A 23,715-nucleotide genomic window follows, 5' to 3' on the forward strand; every position below is an offset into this window, starting at 1 on the left:
CTTCACGGTTTAAGGTATAGGGTTTAAGGTGTAAGGTCAATAAAATCAAAAATTTATGGTCGGCACGGTGGCCGACCCTACGATGAATCGGGTTTTTCCCCATTCGTAGGGCGGGCCACCGTGCCCGCCTGAAAAATAGATAGAATAAATTTACCGTGCCTCAGTGCCTTCAAACAAACAGTAAAACCCCGCGCAGCAGGATATTGGCAAAAATACCCGCCACCACATCATCAATGACAATCCCCAGCCCGCCCGGGCATCGCTTTTCCAGATAGCTGATGGGAAAGGGTTTTAATATATCAAAAAACCGAAAAAGAAAAAAACCCGCTATCCAAATTATCGGCAGCGCCGGCAGCGCGGCAAGGGCCACCATCATGCCGATGATTTCATCGATCACCACCTGCCCGGGATCTTCCACCCCAAGGATTGCGGCCGCCTGATGCGAAATCCATATAGCCCCCAGCGCAAAGCCCGCTATTAAAAGCAAAACCGCCGGCAGCGGAAGAAATGAAATCAGCCCGTACGCTGCCACCCCGAGCAAGGATCCGAATGTGCCCGGCGCGACCGGAATATAACCGACATACCCGCCGGTGGCCAAGCCCAAAACCAGCTTGCGTGTCAAATCCATGCACCGTATTTATATGTTGCCCGGGTTCCTGTCAAGCCATGATCCTTTTGCCATAAGCGGTTTATTCAGTCTGCCGGCAAACCAGATCATAGACATCCCGGATAGGGATGCTGTGGGCGGCTGCGGCCGCCTTGCAGGCTTCGTATTCCGGAACAATGCAGACGGCGCCGTCCGGGCGCTTGACACGCTTGGCGGCAATGGGTCCAAAGCGGGTCTCTACCACCACGGCCTCCCTTTCAAGAATCCGCCGGTTGACATCATAATGGCGCACCCCCAGGGTGGTGGTTTCCGTCAAAATTCGCTCTATGACCGCTTCCCTGCAGGAAAGCGGGCATAGCACCTGAAAAAGCGTGCCGGGCCGTTGCTTTTTCATAAACACCGGCACCATGTAGACATCCACGGCGCCGTCCGCCATGAGACGGTCTGAAATAAATCCGTAAAGTTCCGGATTCATATCATCAATGCAGGTCTCCACCATGACCATGCGCTCGGCACCGGCAGCTGTTTGGCCCAGAACAACCCGCAAAAGATTGGGCAACCCCTCAAAATGCCGGCTCCCGCTGCCATAGCCCGCGACCTTGATTTCCATGTCCGGCATGACGCCAAACGACTGGGCCAGGGTTTTGATAATGGTGGCGCCTGTGGGGGTTACCAGTTCATAGGGGATATCCGTGCCATAGACCGGCACATCTTTTAATATTTCAACAGTGGCGGGAACCGGCACCGGCAGCGTCCCATGCGCACATGTCACGGATCCCCGGCCAAAGGGAATCTTTGAGGCAAACACCCGGTCAATCGCCAGATATTCGACACACAGGGCGCAGCCTACAATGTCCACAATGGCATCCACCGCACCGACTTCATGGAAATGCACATCTTCTTTTTCGCAGCCATGGATACCGGCTTCGGCGGAAGCGAGGCGTTCAAACATCTCAAGGCTTCGGGCCTTGACCCCCTCAGGCAGGCCGCTGCTTTCAATCATTTTCCGGATATCCGTATAATGACGGGCTGTTTGGTCAACCGCTGTTACAGTGACCTGACGGCCGGCGATCCCCGATCGGTGAACCGCTTCCACCGAGAGATCAAATGCTATGTTTAAACCGGATTTCAGGGTCTCGGCAAGCCAGTCAGCGGGCACGCCCAGGTCAACAAACGCCCCCAGGGTCATATCCCCGCTGATCCCGGAAAAACAGTCAAAATAGGCGACACGTTCCATACTCATTCGGCATGCTCGCTGTGTTTCCTGATGATTTCAACCAAAAGTTCGGCGCTTTTTACCATATCCGCCAACCGGATCGATTCGCGTGTGCTGTGAATATCCGTCATCCCGGTACCAAGGACCCCTGTGACAATGCCGTTTGCAAAGAAAATATTGGCATCCGATCCCCCGCCGGTCCGCTTGGGGGTGATCGTCCGGCCCAGTCCGGCGGCTGCTTTTTGGGCAAGTACCACCACCGGGTGATCCTCAGGGATTTGGGTGCTGGAAAACTCTTTATCAATGGCGCTCTCAAATGTGGGCAGCTCATCTAACTGATGCTTTTTTCTGTAATCGGTCACCACCGTATCAAAAGCTGCCATGATGGTATCCGTCACCTGCTGGAGCTTTTCTTCGCTATGGCTTCTCGCCTCACCTTTTATCCGCACATGCCGGGGCACGATATTGGTTGCGCCCTGGGCCTCGATCATCCCGATATTGCAGGTCGTTTCCGCATCAATCCGGCCCAGGGAGAGAGCGGCAATCGCCCGGCTGGCCAGATGAATCGCGTTGATGCCCTGTTCCGGATCCGCGCCCGCATGGGCATCCTTGCCATAAAGGTTGATTTCAAAATGGTTGGCTGCCGGCGCCCGATTAATGATGACATCCGTATCCGAGGTATCCAGGGCATACCCGAACGGCGCGGTGATCAAATCAAAATCCAGGGTTTTGGCACCCAGCAGGCCGATTTCCTCACAAATGGTAAAAACCAGTTCAACCGGGCCGTGCGGAAGCCTGTTTTCATGAATCACTTGCAGCGCCTCAATGATTATGGCAATGGCGCTTTTGTCATCCGCCCCGAGAATGGTATCCCCGCGACTGGTAAAGACGCCGTTTTGAAATTCCGGGACCACGCCGGCTCCCGGCTCCACCGTGTCCATATGGGCGTTTAGCATTAATGGCGGCGCATTCCGGGTGCCGGCAATCCGGATAATGAGATTGCCGGTGTCACTGCCGATTTTTTCGGCCGCGCTATCCACAAGGATTTCCGGATCAAAGGGGGAGAGCATCCCGCAGATGGCATCCGCAATCCGGGCCTCCGACCTTGAAATACTGTCGATCATGACAAGTTTTTTGAATGTCCCGGCAAGCCGCTCTTGATCAATCATACGGGCTGTTTGCCTCCTGCTTAAAAAATATTGACATCACTTACTGATTGCTTTTAGGTTAAAGACCAAACATATACGGAAGTGCGAAGCTCACTGGTGGGGCTCCCGGACTTCAAATCCGGTGTAGGGCGTTAACACCGTCCTAGGTGGGTTCGATTCCCATGCACTTCCGCCATTTTTTTCTCCACCTGCGCCAGCCAGGGACCGCTCAGCTGTACAGAATATTATAACACATCACCGGGTCCCTTTTATTCTTCACGTAAACATCCCCCCGGCATTCGAAATTAAAATCACAGGCACTCTTCTGAAATGTGGATTCCCCGACAACGATCTCTTTGCCCTTTGCCATTTCCTCCAGCCTGGCGGCCACGTTTACGCAATCACCGATAACCGTGTAATCCATTCGGTTCGATGAACCGATATTCCCAATAATGGCCACCCCCGTATTGATACCGATCCCCACGTCAAATGTTACCTGATTCTCCCGATCCCGACGGGCCATAAGCGCCCGGGTGGCCTGCTGCATTTCAAGGGCGGTGCGGATGGCATTGTCGGCCGGATTGGCATCTGATTCCATCAGTCCGAACACAGCAATCAGCTGATCGCCCACGAATTTATCCAGTAACCCGTTATTCTTAAAAATGATATCCACCATGATGCTGAAGTACTGATTGAGCATCAATACCACCTCATCCGCCTTCATTTGCTCGGCAATCGCCGTAAACGAGCGGATATCGGCAAAAAGCACCGTGACCTCCCACCGCTCGGTTTCCAGCAAAACCCCGTCCTTTAGATTAATCAGCTTTTCCACCAGATTATTGCCCACATACCGGCTTAACCGATTGCGCAGGGCCTCTTCCTGTTTGGTTTTTTGATAGGACAGGGCCAGATCCCGGGAATAGACCATCAATTGGGTGGCCTGCTCCTGGTTTTTCCGTTTCATCTCCTCCAGTTTTTCCATCAGGCTGTTAAAATGACTGGCAATTTCATTTAACTCCTGATCCGCCTGAATCAGTATCGGCCCGTTTTTTTCACCGGACTGCAGGCGGGCGATTTCCCGGGTTAGAAAAAACAGCTGATCCGCCGATCGGCGAAGCAGGGAAAATCCGCACAGGATGGAGATCAGCATCAGGGGTAGAAAAAAAAGAAAGGTCTCCGTAACATTGATCTGATCGTTAAAAAACAGATACAACAAGAGCAGATAGGGAATCACCGCCATTAAGGCCAGCCCCGCCACGATTTTCCCGCCAAGGCTTCTGTAGTCACGGTATCCCGTTTTTGCCCGTTTCATTTCACCCGCCCGGTATCGCTGCCATCCATCCGCTCAAAATCAAACGTCCGATCAAACCGCACCGCCACACGCACAGACTCATCTGCCGACGGACCGTCACGGCCTTCAACGCGCACCACAGTCGCCTCGGACCGCACACACCCCTGGACATCCTGCGTGCCCGCCAGATAAATCTTTGTTTCGATCTGCTGACCGGCATAATACCTATCCGGCCGCTGAGGGAAAAACAGGGCACCGCCGCCGGATATATCCTGTAATTCCCCCTGATCCGTTTCCAGGGCGCCCTGATTTCCGAAAAACGTCACAGAAACGTCAAACTCCAGAGGATATCGGCGAAAGGCGCGCTTATTTTCGCGTTCAGGGGGTTTCAGCACGGAAGGGATGCGGGAAGGACTGTGCCAGCGGGCAGAAATAGGGTTTAACAAGCGGCGGAAAAAATCTATGAGTCGGTTTCCCATGGGCACAATCTATTGTTCGCAGGATACAGCCGGATTTGCGAAAGCTTCGGCAATTATCTGGATGGAAATTGTCATATGGGCGGCATCAAGTAATAACGCACACCCGCCGGACCTCATGAATATCGGTCAGACCTTGAAATAATTTAATAATCCCGTCCTGCATCAGGGTGGTCATGCCCTCCTTTTTGGCCTGGTGGAAAAGCTCTTCGGCGCTGGCCTGTTTTTTGATCATCCGTTTGATCTCATTGCTGCCATCCATCAATTCATGAATCCCCATACGGCCCTTATAGCCGGTGCCGTTGCACTGCTCGCATCCGACCGGCGCATAGAGCTTTAAATCCGATGAATAAGTAATCCCGAGCTTTTCAAACTCCTCCTCCCCGTAATCCCTTACCAAATCATCGAACTCCTCTTTGGAGGGCGTATATTCCTTTCGGCAGTTCTTACAGAGACGCCGTAAAAGGCGCTGCGCCAGCACCACCAAAAATGCATCCGAAAAATTCAGGGGATTTAGGCCCATATCCAGAAGCCGGGTCACGGTTTCCGGAGCGCTGTTTGTATGAAGGGTGGAGAACACCAGGTGGCCGGTCAGCGAGGCTTCAACACCGATGGAGGCTGTTTCATAATCCCGCATCTCACCGACCATGATCACATCCGGGTCCGCCCGGAGAAAGGAACGCATGATTCTGGCGAAATCAAGCCCGATTTTATTTTTAACCTCCACCTGGCGGAGGCCTAGCTGGGAGATTTCCACCGGATCCTCTGCTGTCCAGATTTTTCGCTCAGGCGTGTTGATATGATGCAGCGCGGAGTGCAGGGTGGTGGTTTTACCGGAACCCGTGGGACCGACGCACAGAACAATTCCATAGGGCTTATTGACGGCCTTTTTCAAAAGCTCGTAGTTACGCTTTGTTAAGCCGAGATCCTCTATCTGCATGGCCCCGCTTGCGGCCAGAATTCGAAGAACGACATCCTCATAGCCGCCGGCCGTGGGCAGGGTTGCCACCCGAAGTTCAAATTCGGGGATTCCCCGGCGTTTTAATTTGATCTTGCCATCCTGGGGCATGCGTCGCTCGGCAATATCCAGATTGGACATAATCTTAATTCTTGACAGCAGCGCATGCGCATAGGAGTTTGGCACCTCCAGGAAATCCTGACAGACCCCGTCGATGCGGAAGCGGATCTTGGTTCGCTTGGTCACCGGGGACGGCTCAATGTGAATATCCGAGGCATCCTTGCGATAGGCGGAAATGAGCACCTGATCAACCAGCCGGACGACTTTCCCCGAGCCTTCATCATAGTCTTCTTCTCCCTCGCCCTCATCCTCCTCGTCTTCTTCAAAGGCGATATCCGGCATGTCCGCCAATGCGTCTTCGCTGGTCCTGCCGCTTTTTTGATGGGCTGTCTGCGTTTTTTTCTCTGAAAAAAAGTGATTGATAATGGCCTCGATATCCTCTTTGATACCGACGGAAAAAATAAATTTATTGGTATTAAAAAGCGCCTTGGCGTGATCCAGCTTTCTTAAATCCTTTGGATCATCCATTAAAATTTCGATATGGCCGACCTCCCAATGAAGGGGCACCCAGAGATCCTGCAGCAGAAAGGGCTTCTTTAAATTACTGATCAACTCATAGGGCACCTCCATCTTGGGGTCAAAGGTGCGAAAGGGGCAGTTATAATAAGCGGAAAGCGACTTGCCGATATCCTCCTTGGATACCTTGAACTGCTCCATAAGGACGTGTTCCACGCTCTTTTTCATTTTTTTGGCCATCGGCAGGGCCTTCTGCAGCTGGGCGGTGGAAACGATTTCGTTTTTCAGCAGATAGTCATACCGGGATTCAAACCGCCGCTCCGGCTGGACGGCCTCCAAATGTTCCTTTAGCTTGGGATAGACGGGATTGATTTTTTGTACCCCTTCATAGCATCTGGTCGCAAGCTCCTTATAATCCCGTTGATCCAGTTCATGGCCCAGTCCGAATTTGATGGCGGCTTCGGTTTGCTGTTCAAGCTGATTTTCCCTAACGATGCGCTCGATCTCCTCACAAGCCTCGCCCGGCGGATATACGGAGAGCAGGCAATCCAGAAAATCCTGCAAAAAATCATCGATCGAAAAATCGGTCTGGAAAAGCTTCTGGTATTCCGAGACCGCCTCTTTATAAAGCCCCAGTTCCCTAAAGGCGGTTGCACTATCAAAGATTTCCGGCCCGCTCTCCCCGATGGAAAGGCCGGACTTGATGTGGGTCACCTCTTCGGAGGAGAGCTCATAGCCCGCATCCCCTTCGTCGTCTTCAACCTCCTCCTTCAAGCCATCAATCTTTTTCTGAATCTCACTGCGCCGGTCCGCATCATCCTCGGGCAATTCAGCCAAGACTTCCTGATACAAAGCCAGGGCTTCATCAAACAGACCGTGCGATTCGTACGCATCCGCTGTTTTCAGCCTGGATTCGATGCCATTGCTTGTGGTTTGAGCATCTCCCATCGTGAAGACTCCTTTATATCCCAAAAATCAAAAAGTGCCATTTACATGACATTTTTCATTTTCCATAATTTATTTAATAATAACAAAATCGGGGGATTTTGAAAAGCCCAAAGGCTGTTTCCACAATGTTTAAACGTCTACAAAAATATTTCTAATGGCAGCCAATACAGCCGGATGGGGCGGGACGCGTTATTCAGTGAGGGGGGAACCCATACGCAACATATAGTTTCGAATCTTTACCAAAGACCCGGGCGGATCCTTAAAAAATCTTTTTCCGGAGGAGTTGACCAATTCCTTTGCCGGCTTTTTGTTTTTCAAGGGTTGGCAGGAGAACTTCGCAATTTAACCGAACCATGGAAACCGGCGCATGCTCATCCAAAATCACCATCAAATAGCCGGCACCGGTTTTGCGGATATAAAACCGGCCCTCGTCAAACATGATTTCCGCTTCAGTGATCCCGGACAATTCATTTGCCATGGGGGACCAGTCTATCCCTTTTATTTTTTCTGCATCGGATTGGTAATCAGCGGTAAACTGTGAAACCGACACCTCCCCTTTGCCTGTGAACAGCAACACACCGTGAACGCCCTCAATACTTAATACATCTTTGAACATGTCCGCCATGGTTCATTCCCATTTATCCAGCTGCTGGGTTATCAAGATCTGCATCAACTCACCGCCCCTATGATTTTATCCCGCGGCGCATCCGGGTCGATGGAAATAACTGTGGTTTCTTCACCCGGCATCACCAAATACTGCCCTTCACCGCCCTTATTGGCATATACCACGCTCAATTCCCCGAAACCAAAAATCTCGCCCATTGAAGCGGCACTGGACACCAATGCCGCCCATCCCGCGTCCTCATAAATATCTCTAACCCCTGCATAGCTGCCCAAAGAGGCGGTCAAGCGGCGGCTGGCCGATTCAACCGGAGACAGTTCTTCTTCAGGGGCTTCGGCTTCGGCCGGTGACTCGGATGCCGCCTCCTCTGCCGCATTATCGGTCCGCACCTCGGAAGCTTTGGTTTCTTCCGGATTATCTGCGGCCACCGGCTCATCCAGAACAATCTCATTTTCCCCGGCGGCTGAAGCCTGGCGCGCTTCTTCATTTTCATCCTTGGAGCGCATGGCATCAAGCAGAATGGCCTGCAAATCCCCCTCAATAAGCTTTTCAGCAAACACGCACTCATTTTCAATTGAAACCGAGACACTCGACCAGGACAAAATCTCATAGGCGGCAGATTTGCCCTGCTGATCCCCGATACGGGCATTAAAAAGCTCCCCGTTTCGAAAAAACAGGACGCCCCCGGTATTGCCGGTTTTATTTAGCACCTGTAATGTACAGGTCTGCTGCTCCATTTCCACCAGCTGAAGGAATGTTTCCAGGGAGACATTATTTAAATTGCCGCCTTCGGCTTTTTTGCGCAGCATTTTATTGATTTCCCGGGCGAGGACATCGGATTCAAAAGGCTTGGTTAAATATCCGGCCGCACCGCTTCGAAACACCACATCCTTGGTTTTGGGCCGGTCATACGCGGTAACGATAATAACCGGGATATCCGGACAACTCTCAAGAATCCGGGCCAGCAGGTCAAAACCGTCCATTCCGGGCATGCGGAGGTCAGAGACCGCCAGCATGATATGATCGCGTTTAATTGCCGCCAGGGCCGCCTCTCCGCTGTCCGCGGTGTGAACGGTAAAATTTTCCGCGTAATTGGCGAGCTCCTTTTCCATCAGGCTGAGCCATGACTGATCATCATCGACAATCAATACTTTGGGCACCATCTGTTTATTCCTCTATATTTTTTTGTAACCGTTCAGGGTTTTCAGTTTACAGTTCCGGCTTTATTTGTTGTAAACGTAAACCGCAAACTGTGAACCGTGAACCGTGAACGGTTACCTAAATCTCCACATTAAAAGCATATATCTCCTCAATATATTCCTTATGCCAGGAGGCCAGATATTTGCGAAAACTTTTGGCTATACCCAGCTCTGAGACGATCTCCCGGACGCACTCGACCACCCCGCTGACCAGCTGGGTCTGCGGGGCATCCCCGGTATAAAATAACTGTCCGTTGGCATATTTGAAATCTCCGGCAAATGGATCCAGAAAATCATATTTGTCAACTTTTTCCACAAACTTTCGGTTCAGCATGGTTTCAAAATCCGTCCGAATTTTTTTATTCGAACGTACCACGCTCTCCAGCAGGGATAGCAGACTTTGCAGCATCTGCAGCACGCGCTGCTCATCCGCAGACGGCCGTTTCCGCTCTGCAGAAGCAGCCGGCTTTGCTTGCCCGGACTTCTCAGCCCGGCCAGCGGATTTTTTGGCGGTGCTTTGCGATGCCGACGCAATGGTGGCCAAATCCGTTTTCCAGACATTAAAAACCCCGCCATGCTGCCGGCACCGGCTGATCAGATCATCCCGGTACTCCCGGCTCCGATCCACATCCCCTTTTCCTCTGGCCGATGCCCCGCCGATCACCTCGCCGTTATAAAAAAACAAAACCCCCCCGCCGGCATTCTCGTTTAACTTCACATCAATATAGCCGGTTAGCTTTTCACTCTCCATCTTTTTGATCAGCGCCTCAAGATCGGTAAACTCGGAGCTCAAATCATTATAAAGGGCTTTGGAGTTGGCCAGATTCGCCCAGTAATACAGCCGGTCCGCCTGAATCCGGTAGACCGAAACCGAGAAATTGCTTCCCGTGGCCGCCTGGACAATGCGATCAATGGCCGCCTGCCCCTTTATCTGGTTCTTTTTGTCCTTATAAAAACCGTTCAGAACATTTTCGTCGTCAAAATACACGACCGCTTCCGCAGTGGGGGCATGAAAATAAATCCCGCCGCTTTCAAGCGCCCCCTGGTAATGCTCCATCAATTTATCAACTTTCAGGTAATAGCTGTTCAATCCCTCTATTACCGGCTTTTCTTTGGGTATAACGATCATCTCATTTCAGCTCCTGCGCTCATAAAATCTATACACGGGCATAGACAAAACAAGCAATGCGAAAATCTCCGCATTGCTTGTCTTTTCAATCCATTTTTCCTGTTTTCAAACGGCTTACCGGCGACGGCGCAACCGCTCGATCGAGAACCTCAGGCTGTCCTGCATTCGCGAAATAGCATCCGCCAGGTTACCGATCTCGTCCTTGGATTTCACCTCGATTTCCGCTTCCAAATCGCCCACACTGATCCGGTCTGCGGCTTCGGTCAAATACTGAATGTTGCGCGTAATCCGGTAACCGTAAATGGTAATGCACAGGCCGATGATAATGATGGCGCCGATCAAAATCCCGAAATTGATATTCCGGGTATGTCTCGCCATCTGCATGGCGGTCTCTTCCAGGCTCTCGGTCTTCTGGGTAAACTCGTCGATATAGGCGGTGGTCATCAGCAGAAACGGCTTATCCTCCAGCTGAATCGGGGCAACCGCCATATATTTTTCCCGGATTTTCCCGTCCGGATCTTTCCAGGAATAAAACCCCTGGGTCTCACTTCCGCCTTTGGCCGAGGTCAGCACCTCCCAGAATTTATCAAAATGCGGGCCCAGGGCTTTTCGGATCATATCAATATCATCAATTCCGATAATATTCGGATTGGGATGGGCCCAGATCGTCCAATCCTGGCCTTTTTCCGGCTCAGGCCACTGAATAAGGGTCGAATAGCCGGTTTCACCGACACTCTGCACCGCAATTCCGCTAAATTCAGGATCGTAATTAAAATCCTCCCGTTCTAACTCTGGGTGATTCCGCAGATAGATTTCGCATTGCAGCGCCACATCCCGGGCCTTCTGCATCAGCTTTTCTTTACCTTCCTGAAGCACGAGCTCGGTACTTTCCTCCGTAATGCTGGTCGCCAATTTATTGAGCTGCTGCTGGGAGAAAAAACCGGTGGCAGCGATCAAAAGAATCGGGATTACCAGAAACAAAAACATCATCTTGCCCCGAAGTCCCAAAAAACCTGAGGGGCGGGCGGATGAAATCTCTGCGCGGGGCCGCCGCTCCTCGCGTGGCGCACTCGGCGGCTCCTCAGCCGGCGCCCGGGACGGCGCTTCAGCCGCGCCTGTGCCGGCACCGCCACCGAAAGGCTGGGAAGCGGCGGTTTCCTGCTCTTCAATGAGTTTTGACAGATTGGTCACATGACCGCATTCACCACAGCGGACCCGGACATTTTTCCCCTTATACTGCTCCACCTTCTCCGGATCGATGTGATAAACTTTCCCGCATTCCTCGCAAATAACCGTCATGACTCGCCCTCCTTATCAAAATTGGCAACCTTATGTTGACGCTTCGGCAATTGTTTTTTCATACCCTTAAATCCCCGCCATTTTCAGGTTTCTATGGCTTGGTGTTTCAGGTTTCTATCTCTCTCAGCTTTTTCACCATGGCCTGCTGAAAAGCCACTTTTCTTTCTTCCCGAATGATCTGACGAGCCAACAAATCGACCAGTTCCGCCGCGCGATGCGCAGGAAACCGGGATGGATCCTCACCCATATCGTTTATTTCATCCTCGATCACCACATCGGCAATCGGCCCCATGGCCCGGGACAGCTCACCGGACAGCGTGTTGAAAAAATCCCGGCCAAGCGTGGGCATGGCCTCCCTGGCCACCTCAATGAGCCGGAGATTGTGCAGCTTGTTGAGAATCCCCCGAAGATGCTTCATGTTCACGTTCAAGGATCGGGCCACTTGGGCGAGATTCTTGCTCCCGTCCAGCTCCATTAAAACCTGGAGCATCTCACTGTCAAGTGACACCTCACCCAGATCAGCGCGCACGGTTCGCTTAAGCACCAGCCTGGATATATCTCCTGAGAACTCTACCATATGTCAGCCTCCGACGACCCTTATGGCATCAAGAGCCATCATGAATTAATTATTTTATTTGAATCAATGCGATCCCCTGTCATCGATTGGCCTGTCATGCTGATCAAGGCATCAGGCGCCCATATTCTTGATCAGCTGACGCATAATCCGGAATTCTTCCTGAATCGTCTTTTTAACTTCAGACAAAATATAATCCGCCAATTCCCGGGACTCGGGGGATAGGCCGGCTGGAGCCGGCGCCGCCTCGGCGGCCGGGGCCGCTTGTTCAGCCTCTGCACCTTCCTCGAACGCTTCCGCCGTCCCCTCCTGGGACAGGACCCGCAGCTTGAAGCTTTTGAATTTTTTGACCTCTCCGGATATCAGCTTCTTCTTTTCCGCTTCGCTTATTCCCGGCGAAAGCAGGGCTTTTTCAAATTTTTTGTACACCGAGGTCACCAGCTTAATGGCATCCGGATGCGCCCGGACTTTTTTGGCCTTGATATACTTACCCAAAGATTCAAGGAGTTTTAAAAACAAAAGGTAAACCCGGTCATCCTGATACCGAGTTTTTAAGCGTTTGACCTCCTGGAGGAACTCCTTCATGGTTTTATCGGTAATCTCCCAGTCAATGGAGAAAACCAGCGCTTTCAGGTTATCAATCGGAGTGGCTTCCTCAGATTTGGCGCTTGCTCCGGCCTTTTCGCTGCGGGACGGTTTTTCTTCCCGGGCTTGGCCGGCCGGGATATCAGAAGCTTCAGGAACAGGGGGTTCTTCAGGATCTTCACCCCCGAACAGTTCATCCAAGCGGCTGGACACCTCTGCATTCAGATTTGCATCTTCATTTTTGGCACCCAATTGTTTACCCTCCTCATGTCGGTAATTATTCGAGTTTTTTCCTTAAAGACGTTACGGTCAGGGCGATGATTTTTTTCATGGTGGCCGCGACATTATCGCCTTTCACCGCGCTTGCCTCAAAATATGGCGCCTTCAATCGGCTGTTTAAGTCTTTTTGAAGGGTATCAACGGTTAGAATGGGAATGCCTTCTTCTTCCAGATCCCGTTTGTTGTACTGCATGACCAGCGGAATATTGAAGATATTTTTATTAAAGGTCTCCAGATTTTCTTTAAGGTTCTGCAGGGACCGGATATTCATCTCCCGGCGCAGATCCATCGAATCCGCGACAAAAACGATACCGTCCACTCCCCTTAGCACCAGCCGCCGGGTGGCATTGTATTTGACCTGTCCCGGGACTGTGTATAACTGGACTTTAATGCTGTGCCCCTTGATTTCCCCGATATCAAACGGCAAAAAATCGAAAAAAAGGGTTCGGTCGCCATAGGTCTTAACCGTAACCATTTCATTTTGAATGCGTTTCTTGAACTTTTGGTTAATATATTCAAGATTCGTTGTTTTCCCGCCTCGGCCTGGCCCGTAGTAGACGATTTTGACCTGAACCTCCTTTTTCTTCGGATTAATTAACGCCAAATCGTTTTCCTCCAGAAATAATAAGTTAACAGTTGTGAGAAGCTTTCTCTCTATCTCGGCGGTTATACCAACAAAACCCGGGATGATCCTTGCGATGATTGATTTGACACTGGGCTGTCGGGCTTTTAGCTTAAATCAGTTTCTGAATCCGCTTGATGGCTTCAGCCACTTTCAGGCGCAAAAATCCAAGTGAGACATTTTTGTCGAAAATGGTCAAAAGCAGTAAGTCCTCTACCACCTTGCTGAAATGGATGCTTTCCTCCTCGCCCTTATGAAAAAGCAGCGAGAACTCCTGCTCCCCGATGATATTGGCCATGGCGCTGACTGCCCCATAATTGCCAGCGGCCAGGGCCGCCAGCGAAAATACGTCATGGCTTTTATCACCGCTGTCCAGATTGACGATCACATTGCCGGCCAAATCCATTAAAATAATGCTCTGAACCCCCATATCGATCAGTTCTTCCTGAAGGATATTCTCGATCGATTCAATCTGCTGTTTGTCAAATTCAATCGTAAAATCCATGAATCCTCACCTCTTAAAATATCAATTTATCCCGATTATCGGCGACTGGGCAGCCCTTGCCCGGAGTATATCTAACGCTTTGATATTAACATCCGATTATTGTTCATTAACGTAAAGCTTATGCAGAATCAAACAAAAAAAGGGCCAAATAATTCGGTTTCATTTGAAAATCGGACGGCTGCGCCCGTAAAACATCCGGCTGCCTGTCTTTGCCAAAGAATCCGAAAATTACGCAATTCCGTTTTCTACCATAAACAGCGGTTTGGATGCAAGCAGGAATCATATATTCAGCACGGGTTATTCATTCTTCAACAGTGCCGGCAGCTAAACCCCGGATGCCCTTCCCCTATTCCCTTTCAATATTGGTTTTTGAAAAATACCAGTCCACCAGATCGGCGGCCAGCCCTGTGTACTGTTCGACCCGTAAGTCCCGGAGCCGCTGCTTGACGGATTCCGGCACATTTTCCAGGGTGGCGATAAAGGCTTCTATATCATCCTGGGTGACGGATCGCCCCCGTGTCAAAGTTTTCAGCTTTTCATAGGGCTTATTTTCTTTATAAATCCGCATCACGGTCTGCATGGCCTCGGCAAGAATCTCGGGATTGGCCGCCATATCCTTTTCAAGTACCAACGGATCCACGCTGACCCTGTCCAGCCCCTTTAAGGTGCTCTTAAAACCGATCAGCAAATAGCCGAAGACCGCCCCGAGATTGCGCAGCACCGTACTGTCCGTAAGATCCCTTTGAAACCGGGAGTTCAGGAGTTTGACCGCCATGTGCTCCATTAATGAAATGGCCACGCCCATATTGCCTTCGCTGTTTTCAAAATCAATGGGGTTGACCTTGTGGGGCATGGTCGAGGAGCCGATCTCGCTGTCCACGGATCTCTGCTTGAAATAGCCGAGGGAGATATAGCCCCACATATCCCGGTTTAAATCGATGACAATGGCGGCGATCCGGATCAGGCAATGGAGGATTTCGGCAATATAGCTGTTGGGATTGATCTGGGTGGTCAAAAGAATCGGGGTCACCCCCAGGTATCCGGAAATAAAATTCTGGGAGGCGGCGATCCAGTCGACATCCGGATAGGCAAACTGATGGGCGCAGAAATTGCCGGAGGCGCCGTTCATTTTGGCCTGAATATAGGCGATTCGGAGATTGCTGTACTCCAGCCGCAGCCGCCAGGCGAAGTTCGCCATCTCCTTTCCCATGGTCGTTGGGGTGGCCGGCTGACCATGGGTTCTCGAGATCATCGGGGTCGTCTTATCAGTTTCAGCCAGGGATTCAAGCTTTTGGAGGATCTTGACCAGCTCATCCAGCAAATACTGCCGGCCGGATTTAACCATGAGCGCATAGGCGGTGTTATTGATGTCATCCGATGTGCAGGCAAAATGGACCCACTCCTTTAATCCGGAAAGCCCCATCTCGCTCATTCGATCCTTGATATAGTACTCCACCGCCTTCACATCATGATTGGTGATTTTCTCCGTTTCCTTGATCGTTTTGGCCGCGGCCACGTCAAAATTTTCGTAAATTGCGCTGATCTTTTTTAAGGCGGCCTGATCGGCGGCATCCAGGTTCAAATCCTTTAATAAAAACCGCAGCCACTGAATTTCCACATATACCCGGTGACGGATCAAACCGTATTCGGAGAAAATTTCGGTGAGATCTCTGGTATATTTCAGGTACCGGCCGTCAAGCACCGATATGGCCTGGATATCTTCCATACGCATTCCTTTCTACCAATGACCCGTCAGCTGCCGGCGTCCTCGCCTTGCTGCGGGCCGTAATTGGCTTTCGGCTGAATTTCCTTGATATACTCGAAAAGCCCCTGAACAATGCCTTCACACAAATCCGCCTGGTAGGCCGGATCCGTCAGGCGCCGGCATTCCCGCTGATTGCTGATAAAGGACGTCTCAACCAGGACAGACGGCATCTGGGCCCCCAGCAGCACGTAGAACGGCGCCTGCTTGACGCCTTTATTATTGATTCTTGAATAGTTGCCCGCCAGATGACTGCACAGGGAATCCTGCACATAGGTGGCCAGCCGGCTGGATTCATTGATTTTCGCGTTATTTAACAGATCCTTCAGAATCGAATCCAGTTCACCAATGTTTTTCCGGGAGGTGGAATTCTCGCGGGCGGCCACGGCAATGGCCTCCTCATCCGTGGTGAGATTCAAAAAATAGGTTTCAATGCCAAAAGCCCGGTGGTTTCTGGCGGCATTGGCGTGCACGGAAATAAATAAATCGGCTTTCTCCGTATTGGCGATGGCGGTGCGCTCCTCCAGGGTCAGATACTTATCCGTCTCTCGGGTCAACAGGACTTCGCAGCCAATCTCTTTCTTTATGGTTTCTGCCAGTTTTTTGGAAATCTCAAGGACCACATCCTTCTCATGCACGCCCCGAAGATAGCCGGGCGCCCCGTAATCTTTGCCGCCATGGCCCGGATCAATCACCACCCGATTGACCCCCAGATTCAAGGACCTGATAATCGAATCTTCCGGCGCCACCTTACTGGCAATTTTCGCTGGTGCGGGCTCACCCCGCACATCAATAACGATGCGGAAAGGATTTTTCAGAGAAAAAATATTATAATCTTCAAAGGATTTGATGTCCACGACCACCCGGACCACGTCCTTCTGGTACTGGGCGGCCCGGGCAGTTCTTAACAGGTTATCGTTGATGGGAATCTTCTTTTCCACATCCCCCAGCCGCGTATTATTCAGATCCACATAAAGCCGCTGATAGGGTTTATCGATCGCGGGATCCTTTTTTAACAGGTTGTTCTGAAAACTGGTCTCCTGTGTGGCATCAATCACCACCCGCGTATATTCGGCATTGGACCAGTACCGGATACCGGTAACCGTGACCATTGAGGAATTGTCTGAATCTTTGGCCCGATCGGCCGCCGGACTGGCATCGGCTTCTGGCATCGCCCGGGTAATGGCATCCTCTATGGCATCCGGCATCCGATTGAGCTTTGTCCGGGCCTTTTCCCGGTACCTGCTTTCTGGATATTTTTCGGTCACCCGCTCATAGATCTCGGCCGCTTTTTTCTTGTCTTTCAGACTGTAGGAATGCAAATAGAGCTCTTCGTATAACCGGGCGGTCATAAACATGGCGGCCGGCGCCCAGGGGTCATCCGGATGCGCCTGGTAGACCGCTGCAAACTGATCAATACAGTTTTTCCAATAAACCCGGTATTCCTGACGTTCCGGGTGTTGACGCAGGTCTTTATAACAGGCTTCGGCCTCAAAATAGGCCTGCTTGGCCGAGGCCTCAGGCTCTGATTTGACCTCCGGCAGCCGGGCCATGGCCTTTTGGGCCCGCTCCTTATATTGGCTTTGCGGATAGGTGGAAATAATTTCGGAAAATATGGATCGGGCGGCCTGGATATCCTTCGGGCTATAGGAGTGCTGGTATAATTCGGCGTAGAGTTTGCCGGTCATGTATAAACCGGCCGACGCCCAGGGCCCATCCGGATTGACGGCATGAACCTTTTCAAACTTTTCAATGCATTTTTTCCACCGGGCCCGGTATTTCTGCCATTCAGGATGATCGGAAAGCTCCTGATAGCAGGCTTCGCCTTTAAAATAGAGCTGCCGGGCGGATTCGCCAAATACCGGTTGGGAAAGGCTAAAAAGCGCCAACCCGCAAAGAATGAACATGCTGACCGCAGCGTGGGGGCGCAAACATTTGAAATGGGCCATCACCTACCCCGTTTTTTGGCATCGCCTGAATGATTAGCGGTTTCTTTTAACATATGCAGATAATTGATGGCATCAATCGGTGTAATGGAGGATACATCAATTTCACGCAATTTATCAAGTATAACCTGCTCCGGCGGCCGAAAAAGGCTAAGCTGCACATACCCCGCCCCGCCGGTTGACTCATCAGAGACTTCCTGTGGGGATTCGCCCAGCGGATATCCTGTGTTTTCGACATTGGCAAGAATTTTTTTTGAGCGTTTGACAACGGGCTCCGGAATACCAGCCAGACGCGCCACCTGGATCCCATAACTGCGGTTGGTGGCCCCGTCAACCAGTTTATGCAGAAAAATAATTTCATCATTCCATTCTTTCACCGCAATGCTGAAGTTCTTTACCCGGGGCTTGATCCGGGCCAGTTCGGTCAGCTCGTGGTAATGGGTGGCAAACAGGGTTTTCACCCCTTTGCCGCGCAGATCATGCAAATGCTCGGCCACCGCCCAGGCAATACTTAAGCCGTCATAGGTGCTCGTGCCCCGGCCGATCTCATCCATTACCACCAGGCTCTTGGGGGTGGCGTTATTGATGATATTGGCGGTCTCCTCCATCTCGACGAGAAATGTGCTTTGCCCCTGGGCCAGATTATCCAACGCCCCCACCCGCGTAAAAATCCGATCGGTAATCGAGATATGGGCCGAAGCCGCCGGTACAAACGCCCCCATGTGCGCCATTAAAACAATCAGCGCCACCTGCCGGAGCACCGTGGATTTACCCGCCATATTCGGCCCGGTGATAATCATGACCTGATTATCCGTATTATCCATGGCCACGGAATTGGGCACGAAGCGCTCCCCCGCAATCAGCTTTTCCACCACCGGGTGGCGGGCGTCATCAATGGCGATAAGGCCCTCGTCATTGATTTCCGGCCGCACGTATTGATTCAAATCCGCAATCTCGGCAAAGCTTGTCAGGCAGTCCAGCCTGGCGACAAACCGGGCCGCTTCGGCAATCTGGGAATGCCGCGCAACCACCTGCTCCCGGATGTCCTTGAACACTTCAACCTCCAGGGCGATCCGCTTTTCCTGGGCACCCAGCACTTTGGCTTCGAAGGTTTTCAGCTCTTCGGTGATATAGCGCTCCGCATTGACCAGCGTCTGCTTGCGGATATAATGGTCCGGAACGGATTCCGAGCGGCTTTTGGAGACTTCGATATAATAGCCGAATACTTTATTATAACTGACCTTTAAGGATTGGATGCCGGTGCGCTCCCGCTCCTTTGCGGCCAGTTCCGCCAGATAGGATTTGCCTTCGGTTGAGATCCGGATGAGTTCGTCCAGCTCGCCGTTATAGCCGCGCTTGATCATCCCGCCCTCGTTCAACACGGGCGGCGGATCCTCGGCTATGGCGGCATCGATTAAATCCGCCGTTTCTAAAAGCGGCGCAGACAAATCATCATCCCAGTGATATAAATCCGCGGACAAGATATTCAAATCCGATATAACGGCCGGCAGGGTCTTAAGCGAGCGCTTAAGGGCCAGCAGATCCCTGGCATTGGCCTGGCCCATGGCGATTTTGCTGCCCAGCCGCTCCAGGTCAGCCACGGATTTTAGATTTTCCCGAACCGATTTACGAAGGGAGAGCTGGTTTTTCACCTCTTCCACGGCATCCAGGCGGGCCTGAATAGCTGATGCATCCTGCAGCGGATACCGGAGCCACTGACTGAGAAGACGCCCGCCCATGGCGGTGACCGTTTCATCAATAACCCCCAGCAGCGTCCCCTGCCGGGCGCCGGTCCGAATGTTCTTTAACAGCTCAAGGTTTCTGCAGGAAATATCATCGATAAACAGATACCGATCCAGATGATAGGTCTCAATACCGGTCAGGTGGGTTATGGCCTGCTTCTGGGTATCACAGAGGTAATAAAGAAGAGCCCCGGCGGCAGCCACCCCGGATGCCGCAGATTCACAGCCAAAGCCTTCAAGGCTTTGGGTCTGAAACTGCTCGATCAGACGGCGGCGGCCGGTTTTAAATTCAAACACCGAGTCTTCGAGAAAAGTAAGCGCTGTATCCGCAAACTGCCGGCACACGGCTGCATAAGCATCACTGCTGCGGGCGCTCTCAGGCAACACGACTTCGCTTGGGCCGATGCGGCGGCCTTCCTCAAGGACGGTATCCGGGTCAGCGGACTCGGCCAGCCGAAAACTTCCGGTGGAAATATCAAGACTGGCGATGCCATGTATTCTCTGCCCGAACCACAGGGCAATGACAAAATTATTGGTTTTCTCATCCAGGAGGCTCTCATTTACCACCATGCCCGGGGTAACCACCCTTACCACATCCCGCTTGACCAGCCCCTTGGCCTCTGCAGGGTCCTCGGTCTGATCACAGATGGCCACTTTGTAACCCTTTTCGATCAGCCGGCCGATGTAGCCCTCAACTGCCTTGACCGGGACCCCGCACATAGGAACCGATTCTTCTTCGTGCTTGTTTCTTGCGGTCAGCGTGATCTCAAGCTCCCGGGAAGCCACCCTGGCATCATCAAAGAACATCTCATAAAAATCCCCCATGCGGTAAAACAGGATATAATCCGCATACTGCTCCTTAATCGAAAGATACTGCCTAATCATGGGGGTCATTTTGGGTGTTGCCATGGCCGCCGCCTGGGTGTGCAAAAATTACCCCTGATGCTGCTGGTCGACGGATGCCGACGGTTCCGAAGATTCTGCGGACACGCTCGCTGCATTCCCAGACGAAGGGGCTTGCTTGCCCAGCCGGGATTCCAGCTCCGCGACCTTTTTCCGCTCCAGGGTCAACTCCTCGCTTAGCTGCCGCATCATCTTCCGGGCCCTGAAGCGGTGGGTGAGACTGAAAAAATAGGATATCAGGAGGCCGGCCAGAAAAAGGCCCAGTAGAATAACGCCGATGTTTAATTCAATATTATATTGCTGAATCCAGAGATTGATCCGAATTGTCTCCGGGGTCATTAAAAATTTCAAGTTCTGATAAACCACCAGGGCGATCAGGCCCAGAATAATCAACCATAAAAGCAGCTTAATCTTTTTCATCTGTATCCCCCTTAATCGGTAAAGTCATCATATGCTGCGCTATATCCCAAATTTAGGTTAATCAAACAGCCCATCCCGCGTATCCGGCATGAACTTTTTATGCTGACTTTTTTTTCAAAAAAACTCAACCGTTTTTTAAACTGCGCCGTTGTCCGGCAGGATATATTTATCCATTGTTTTTAATGGGTTAACGGGACAACCGCGGTGTTGCCCCACACGCCGATCCGATCATTTACAATGACAACGATGGCTGAGACCCCATCTATCCCTCGCCCCCAACCAATGGCCCGATCGATATCATCGGCTGAGCCCACCTGATTGCCGATTGCGGTAGCCGCCGCATCCGCCAGCGGACAGGAGTGTGATACCACGCACACCGCATCCGCCCGCCCATAGCTTACGGAATGGCCGATGGTGGCCGATGAAGTGCACACCCCCAGCGGATGCGCGGAGGCGTCCAATTCCAGGCCGATTTTATGGGTAAACGGCGATCGGCCGGCATCAATCGCCAAGGTAAACGGAGCATCCAGCTTGACAAAAACATCCCCGCCATTCTCCACCATAACTTCCCCGGAATACGCCAAAAGTACTTTGCCCACATACTCGGCCATGGCCCCGGCAACCGCCGCCATTGGTCCGACATTAACGGCCCGCGCAGCCGCCGTCATATCCCGGATAATCGCGGGCGCGGGTCCCGAAAGAGGCACCGGCGTCATGGCGGATAAAAAATCAGGGACCGCAGCGATATAGGATTCAATATAGCCCCGGTACCGGAGCACATACTCCCTGGCCTTTTCCGCAAGGGGATTTATGGTTTGCACCCACAGGTCGGTCTCCTTGACGCAGACCCGGTAGCCGGAAAGATGGGCATTGCCCATGGATTGCCGATAAAGCCGCTGCTCTCCCATGGCCGGTGCCTTTTATGCCAAAGCCGCTTCCGGACGGAGCCCTTCCGGCGCCTGCCTTAAAAAATACTGATCGGTCATGCCCGAGATAAAATCCCGGGCGATTTCCGCGGGCCGGTGCGCGGTTAGATAGGCCTCGGCCATGCCGTCAATAAAGCCGGCATAAACCGGGGAATTTTTGCGCTCATGCCGAATATCATCCACAAACTGTTCAAAAAGCTCCCGGTAAAGCCGTTTGATGGCGGATAAATTTTTCTTTATCACGGGATTTTTGTAAATCCGATGGTAATTGAATGCCTTCAGCGCCTTTAAGGCATCTGAGACTTCCGGGCTAAAAGCAATCGCATCGCTTTCCAGGCTGCGGTGGATGATGTCTGTCACCAGGTTATACACAATGGTGCCGTTCGTATTGCCCAGATATTTAACGCTTTCTGCGGGCAGCTCATTTCTGTCGATTAAACCCAGCCGGATGGCATCTTCAATGTCCCGGCCCACATAGCTGACCGTATCGGCAAACCGGACCACACAGCCCTCCAGGGTCATGGGCAGCAGGGTAACCGGCGCCCCCGATTTTTTCTGCGCCATCTCCTGCTCATGATCCGCAAACGTTTTGCCCCGCTGCGGGGCGATCCGCTGATCATGCACCTCGCCGTCATGGCACAGGACCCCGTCCACGGTCTGCAGGCACAGATTCCACCCCTGTCCCTTTCTTTCCACATGCTCCAGGAAATGAACGCTTTGGACATTATGATGGAACTCGCCGATGCCGGCCTGCCGGCAGAGTTCGGAAAGGCATCGTTCCCCGTCATGGCCGAACGGCGGATGCCCGATATCGTGGCCAATGGCGATGGCCTCGATCAGATCCTCATTTAATCCGAGGAACCGGCCAATGGTTCTGGCCACCTTCGATACCAGCTGCACATGAAGCATCCGATGGGTGATATGGTCGTTTTCAATCAGGTAAAACACCTGGGTTTTATCAATATAGCGGGTATAGGCCAGAGAATGCAGAATGCGATCCACGTCCACGGCAAAATTCTGCCGATAATCGGCCTCCAGACGTTTTTCATTTCTGGGCCGTACACCGGCCCCGCTTTTCACGGCAAATTCCGAAAGCTGCAAGGCTTCCCGCTTATCCAGAATCTGACGCAGTCCTTCCAGATCAGATCTTCCCATCCCGAATCATCTCCTCCATCAATTCTGTGTAATCAATGCCGGCTTTTTTAAACCCCTGTCTACCGTATTTCATGTTGGCTTCCAATACATAACAGATACCCGCATAAATGCAAATATCGAGCCCCACATCATTCCAGCCGCAGCGGCGGGCCGTATCCAGGGCCAGGGTTTTTGCCGCCTGGGGCACATCATCGAGCTCAATCGCGCCGCCCTGCCCGATGTTACTGCGGAACTCCCCCGGACCGCCGACCCGCCAATAGGCGTGCGCGACCTGGTCGCCGATCACCACCACCCGGATATCCCGGTCGGTTGACAGGTATTGCTGAACATAGGCGACCTTTACCATTTGACAATATTGATCCAGCCCGGCCTGATTGTGAATTAAATACACGCCCCGGCCAAGGGCGGAGTCGCGCGGAATTTTGGCCACAAACGGAAAGTCAAAGTGCCGGCGGATCTTCTCTGATTTGCGGCGCCCGTAAAAAAACCGGGTACGGGGCACGGGCACATCCAGGAGCTGAAACAGGGTGGTCTGCTTGATCTTGTCCTGAACAAACCGGTAGGTGTGGCTGCTGGGGAATGTATTTTTCCCCATGGCATCGAACATGTCGATATAATGGGTTGAGGGGTAATAGATCTTTTCCGCCCGCCGGATGAGGTCGGCTTCATCCTCGGAATAATCCGAAAAATTCGGCCGCACCCCCAGCGTGCGGACATTCCGGCAGCCCTTGAGACGGGCCTCCAGAGCGATCACTGGCCTGTCAGGGGCATGGGAACTTCGGGATTTACCAGACATCGGTGTGATATATGCGGGACGCATCCCTGTA

Annotated in this window: 21 protein-coding genes and 1 tRNA gene; 1 reads left to right on the top strand and 21 read right to left on the bottom strand. The window is 52.1% G+C overall.

Annotated elements, in window-relative coordinates; translation table 11 throughout:
* Positions 1–169 precede the first annotated feature (169 nt).
* From U5L07_03345 to U5L07_03355, 3 genes are all read right to left on the bottom strand, one after another.
* Complete coding sequence (locus U5L07_03345) at positions 170–622, bottom strand: phosphatidylglycerophosphatase A (GenBank protein ID MDZ7830767.1); 453 nt, start codon at positions 620–622, stop codon at positions 170–172.
* Between the two features lie 67 nt (positions 623–689).
* On the bottom strand, positions 690–1,850 hold the full coding sequence (larC, locus tag U5L07_03350; GenBank protein MDZ7830768.1) for a nickel pincer cofactor biosynthesis protein LarC: 1,161 nt from the start codon (positions 1,848–1,850) through the stop codon (positions 690–692).
* Positions 1,847–2,992 (bottom strand): M20/M25/M40 family metallo-hydrolase, encoded by a 1,146-nt coding sequence (locus U5L07_03355; GenBank protein MDZ7830769.1) that lies wholly within the window; start codon positions 2,990–2,992, stop codon positions 1,847–1,849. Before U5L07_03355 ends, larC begins: the two co-directional genes overlap by 4 nt.
* A 77-nt stretch (positions 2,993–3,069) precedes the next feature.
* Between U5L07_03355 and U5L07_03360 the strand changes: the two genes are divergently transcribed.
* Positions 3,070–3,167 (top strand) — tRNA-Sec (locus tag U5L07_03360).
* Between the two features lie 33 nt (positions 3,168–3,200).
* Here the strand turns inward: U5L07_03360 and U5L07_03365 are convergent.
* From U5L07_03365 to U5L07_03450, 18 genes are all read right to left on the bottom strand, one after another.
* Positions 3,201–4,283: an adenylate/guanylate cyclase domain-containing protein gene (locus tag U5L07_03365; GenBank protein MDZ7830770.1), complete on the bottom strand. Its 1,083-nt coding sequence runs from the start codon at positions 4,281–4,283 to the stop codon at positions 3,201–3,203.
* Complete coding sequence (locus U5L07_03370) at positions 4,280–4,741, bottom strand: PilZ domain-containing protein (protein ID MDZ7830771.1); 462 nt, start codon at positions 4,739–4,741, stop codon at positions 4,280–4,282. The genes U5L07_03365 and U5L07_03370 overlap by 4 nt, the downstream gene beginning before the upstream one ends.
* A gap of 85 nt (positions 4,742–4,826) precedes the next feature.
* Entirely contained in the window at positions 4,827–7,220 is a 2,394-nt protein-coding gene (locus U5L07_03375) for an ATPase, T2SS/T4P/T4SS family (protein ID MDZ7830772.1), read from the bottom strand.
* 259 nt (positions 7,221–7,479) lie between these two features.
* Positions 7,480–7,845 (bottom strand): hypothetical protein, encoded by a 366-nt coding sequence (locus U5L07_03380; GenBank protein ID MDZ7830773.1) that lies wholly within the window; start codon positions 7,843–7,845, stop codon positions 7,480–7,482.
* A 44-nt stretch (positions 7,846–7,889) separates the two neighbouring features.
* Positions 7,890–9,005: a response regulator gene (locus U5L07_03385; protein ID MDZ7830774.1), complete on the bottom strand. Its 1,116-nt coding sequence runs from the start codon at positions 9,003–9,005 to the stop codon at positions 7,890–7,892.
* 115 nt (positions 9,006–9,120) lie between these two features.
* The gene (locus tag U5L07_03390) at positions 9,121–10,170 is read right to left on the bottom strand and encodes a hypothetical protein (GenBank protein MDZ7830775.1); all 1,050 of its coding nucleotides are present in this window, start codon (positions 10,168–10,170) and stop codon (positions 9,121–9,123) included.
* A gap of 114 nt (positions 10,171–10,284) precedes the next feature.
* Positions 10,285–11,469, bottom strand: a complete 1,185-nt coding sequence (locus U5L07_03395; GenBank protein ID MDZ7830776.1) for a HAMP domain-containing protein — start codon at positions 11,467–11,469, stop codon at positions 10,285–10,287.
* Positions 11,470–11,575: 106 nt separating this feature from the next.
* Positions 11,576–12,046 (bottom strand): hypothetical protein, encoded by a 471-nt coding sequence (locus U5L07_03400; protein MDZ7830777.1) that lies wholly within the window; start codon positions 12,044–12,046, stop codon positions 11,576–11,578.
* Between the two features lie 111 nt (positions 12,047–12,157).
* Positions 12,158–12,880, bottom strand: a complete 723-nt coding sequence (locus U5L07_03405; protein ID MDZ7830778.1) for a hypothetical protein — start codon at positions 12,878–12,880, stop codon at positions 12,158–12,160.
* A gap of 25 nt (positions 12,881–12,905) precedes the next feature.
* On the bottom strand, positions 12,906–13,511 hold the full coding sequence (locus U5L07_03410; protein ID MDZ7830779.1) for a GTPase domain-containing protein: 606 nt from the start codon (positions 13,509–13,511) through the stop codon (positions 12,906–12,908).
* Positions 13,512–13,641: 130 nt separating this feature from the next.
* On the bottom strand, positions 13,642–14,034 hold the full coding sequence (locus U5L07_03415) for a roadblock/LC7 domain-containing protein (GenBank protein ID MDZ7830780.1): 393 nt from the start codon (positions 14,032–14,034) through the stop codon (positions 13,642–13,644).
* Between the two features lie 346 nt (positions 14,035–14,380).
* On the bottom strand, positions 14,381–15,760 hold the full coding sequence (purB, locus tag U5L07_03420; protein MDZ7830781.1) for an adenylosuccinate lyase: 1,380 nt from the start codon (positions 15,758–15,760) through the stop codon (positions 14,381–14,383).
* A gap of 26 nt (positions 15,761–15,786) precedes the next feature.
* The gene (locus tag U5L07_03425; protein ID MDZ7830782.1) at positions 15,787–17,745 is read right to left on the bottom strand and encodes an N-acetylmuramoyl-L-alanine amidase; all 1,959 of its coding nucleotides are present in this window, start codon (positions 17,743–17,745) and stop codon (positions 15,787–15,789) included.
* Complete coding sequence (gene mutS, locus U5L07_03430; protein MDZ7830783.1) at positions 17,745–20,393, bottom strand: DNA mismatch repair protein MutS; 2,649 nt, start codon at positions 20,391–20,393, stop codon at positions 17,745–17,747. The genes U5L07_03425 and mutS overlap by 1 nt, the downstream gene beginning before the upstream one ends.
* A 24-nt stretch (positions 20,394–20,417) precedes the next feature.
* Complete coding sequence (locus U5L07_03435) at positions 20,418–20,807, bottom strand: lipopolysaccharide assembly protein LapA domain-containing protein (GenBank protein MDZ7830784.1); 390 nt, start codon at positions 20,805–20,807, stop codon at positions 20,418–20,420.
* A 179-nt stretch (positions 20,808–20,986) separates the two neighbouring features.
* Complete coding sequence (locus U5L07_03440) at positions 20,987–21,715, bottom strand: UPF0280 family protein (protein MDZ7830785.1); 729 nt, start codon at positions 21,713–21,715, stop codon at positions 20,987–20,989.
* A 12-nt stretch (positions 21,716–21,727) separates the two neighbouring features.
* The gene (locus U5L07_03445; GenBank protein ID MDZ7830786.1) at positions 21,728–22,888 is read right to left on the bottom strand and encodes an HD domain-containing protein; all 1,161 of its coding nucleotides are present in this window, start codon (positions 22,886–22,888) and stop codon (positions 21,728–21,730) included.
* A complete protein-coding gene (locus U5L07_03450; GenBank protein ID MDZ7830787.1) occupies positions 22,875–23,708 on the bottom strand; it encodes a RimK family alpha-L-glutamate ligase in 834 nt (277 codons plus the stop codon). The genes U5L07_03445 and U5L07_03450 overlap by 14 nt, the downstream gene beginning before the upstream one ends.
* Positions 23,709–23,715: the final 7 nt, after the last annotated feature.

This window comes from Desulfobacterales bacterium, assembly GCA_034520365.1.
GTDB lineage: Bacteria > Desulfobacterota > Desulfobacteria > Desulfobacterales > Desulfosalsimonadaceae > M55B175.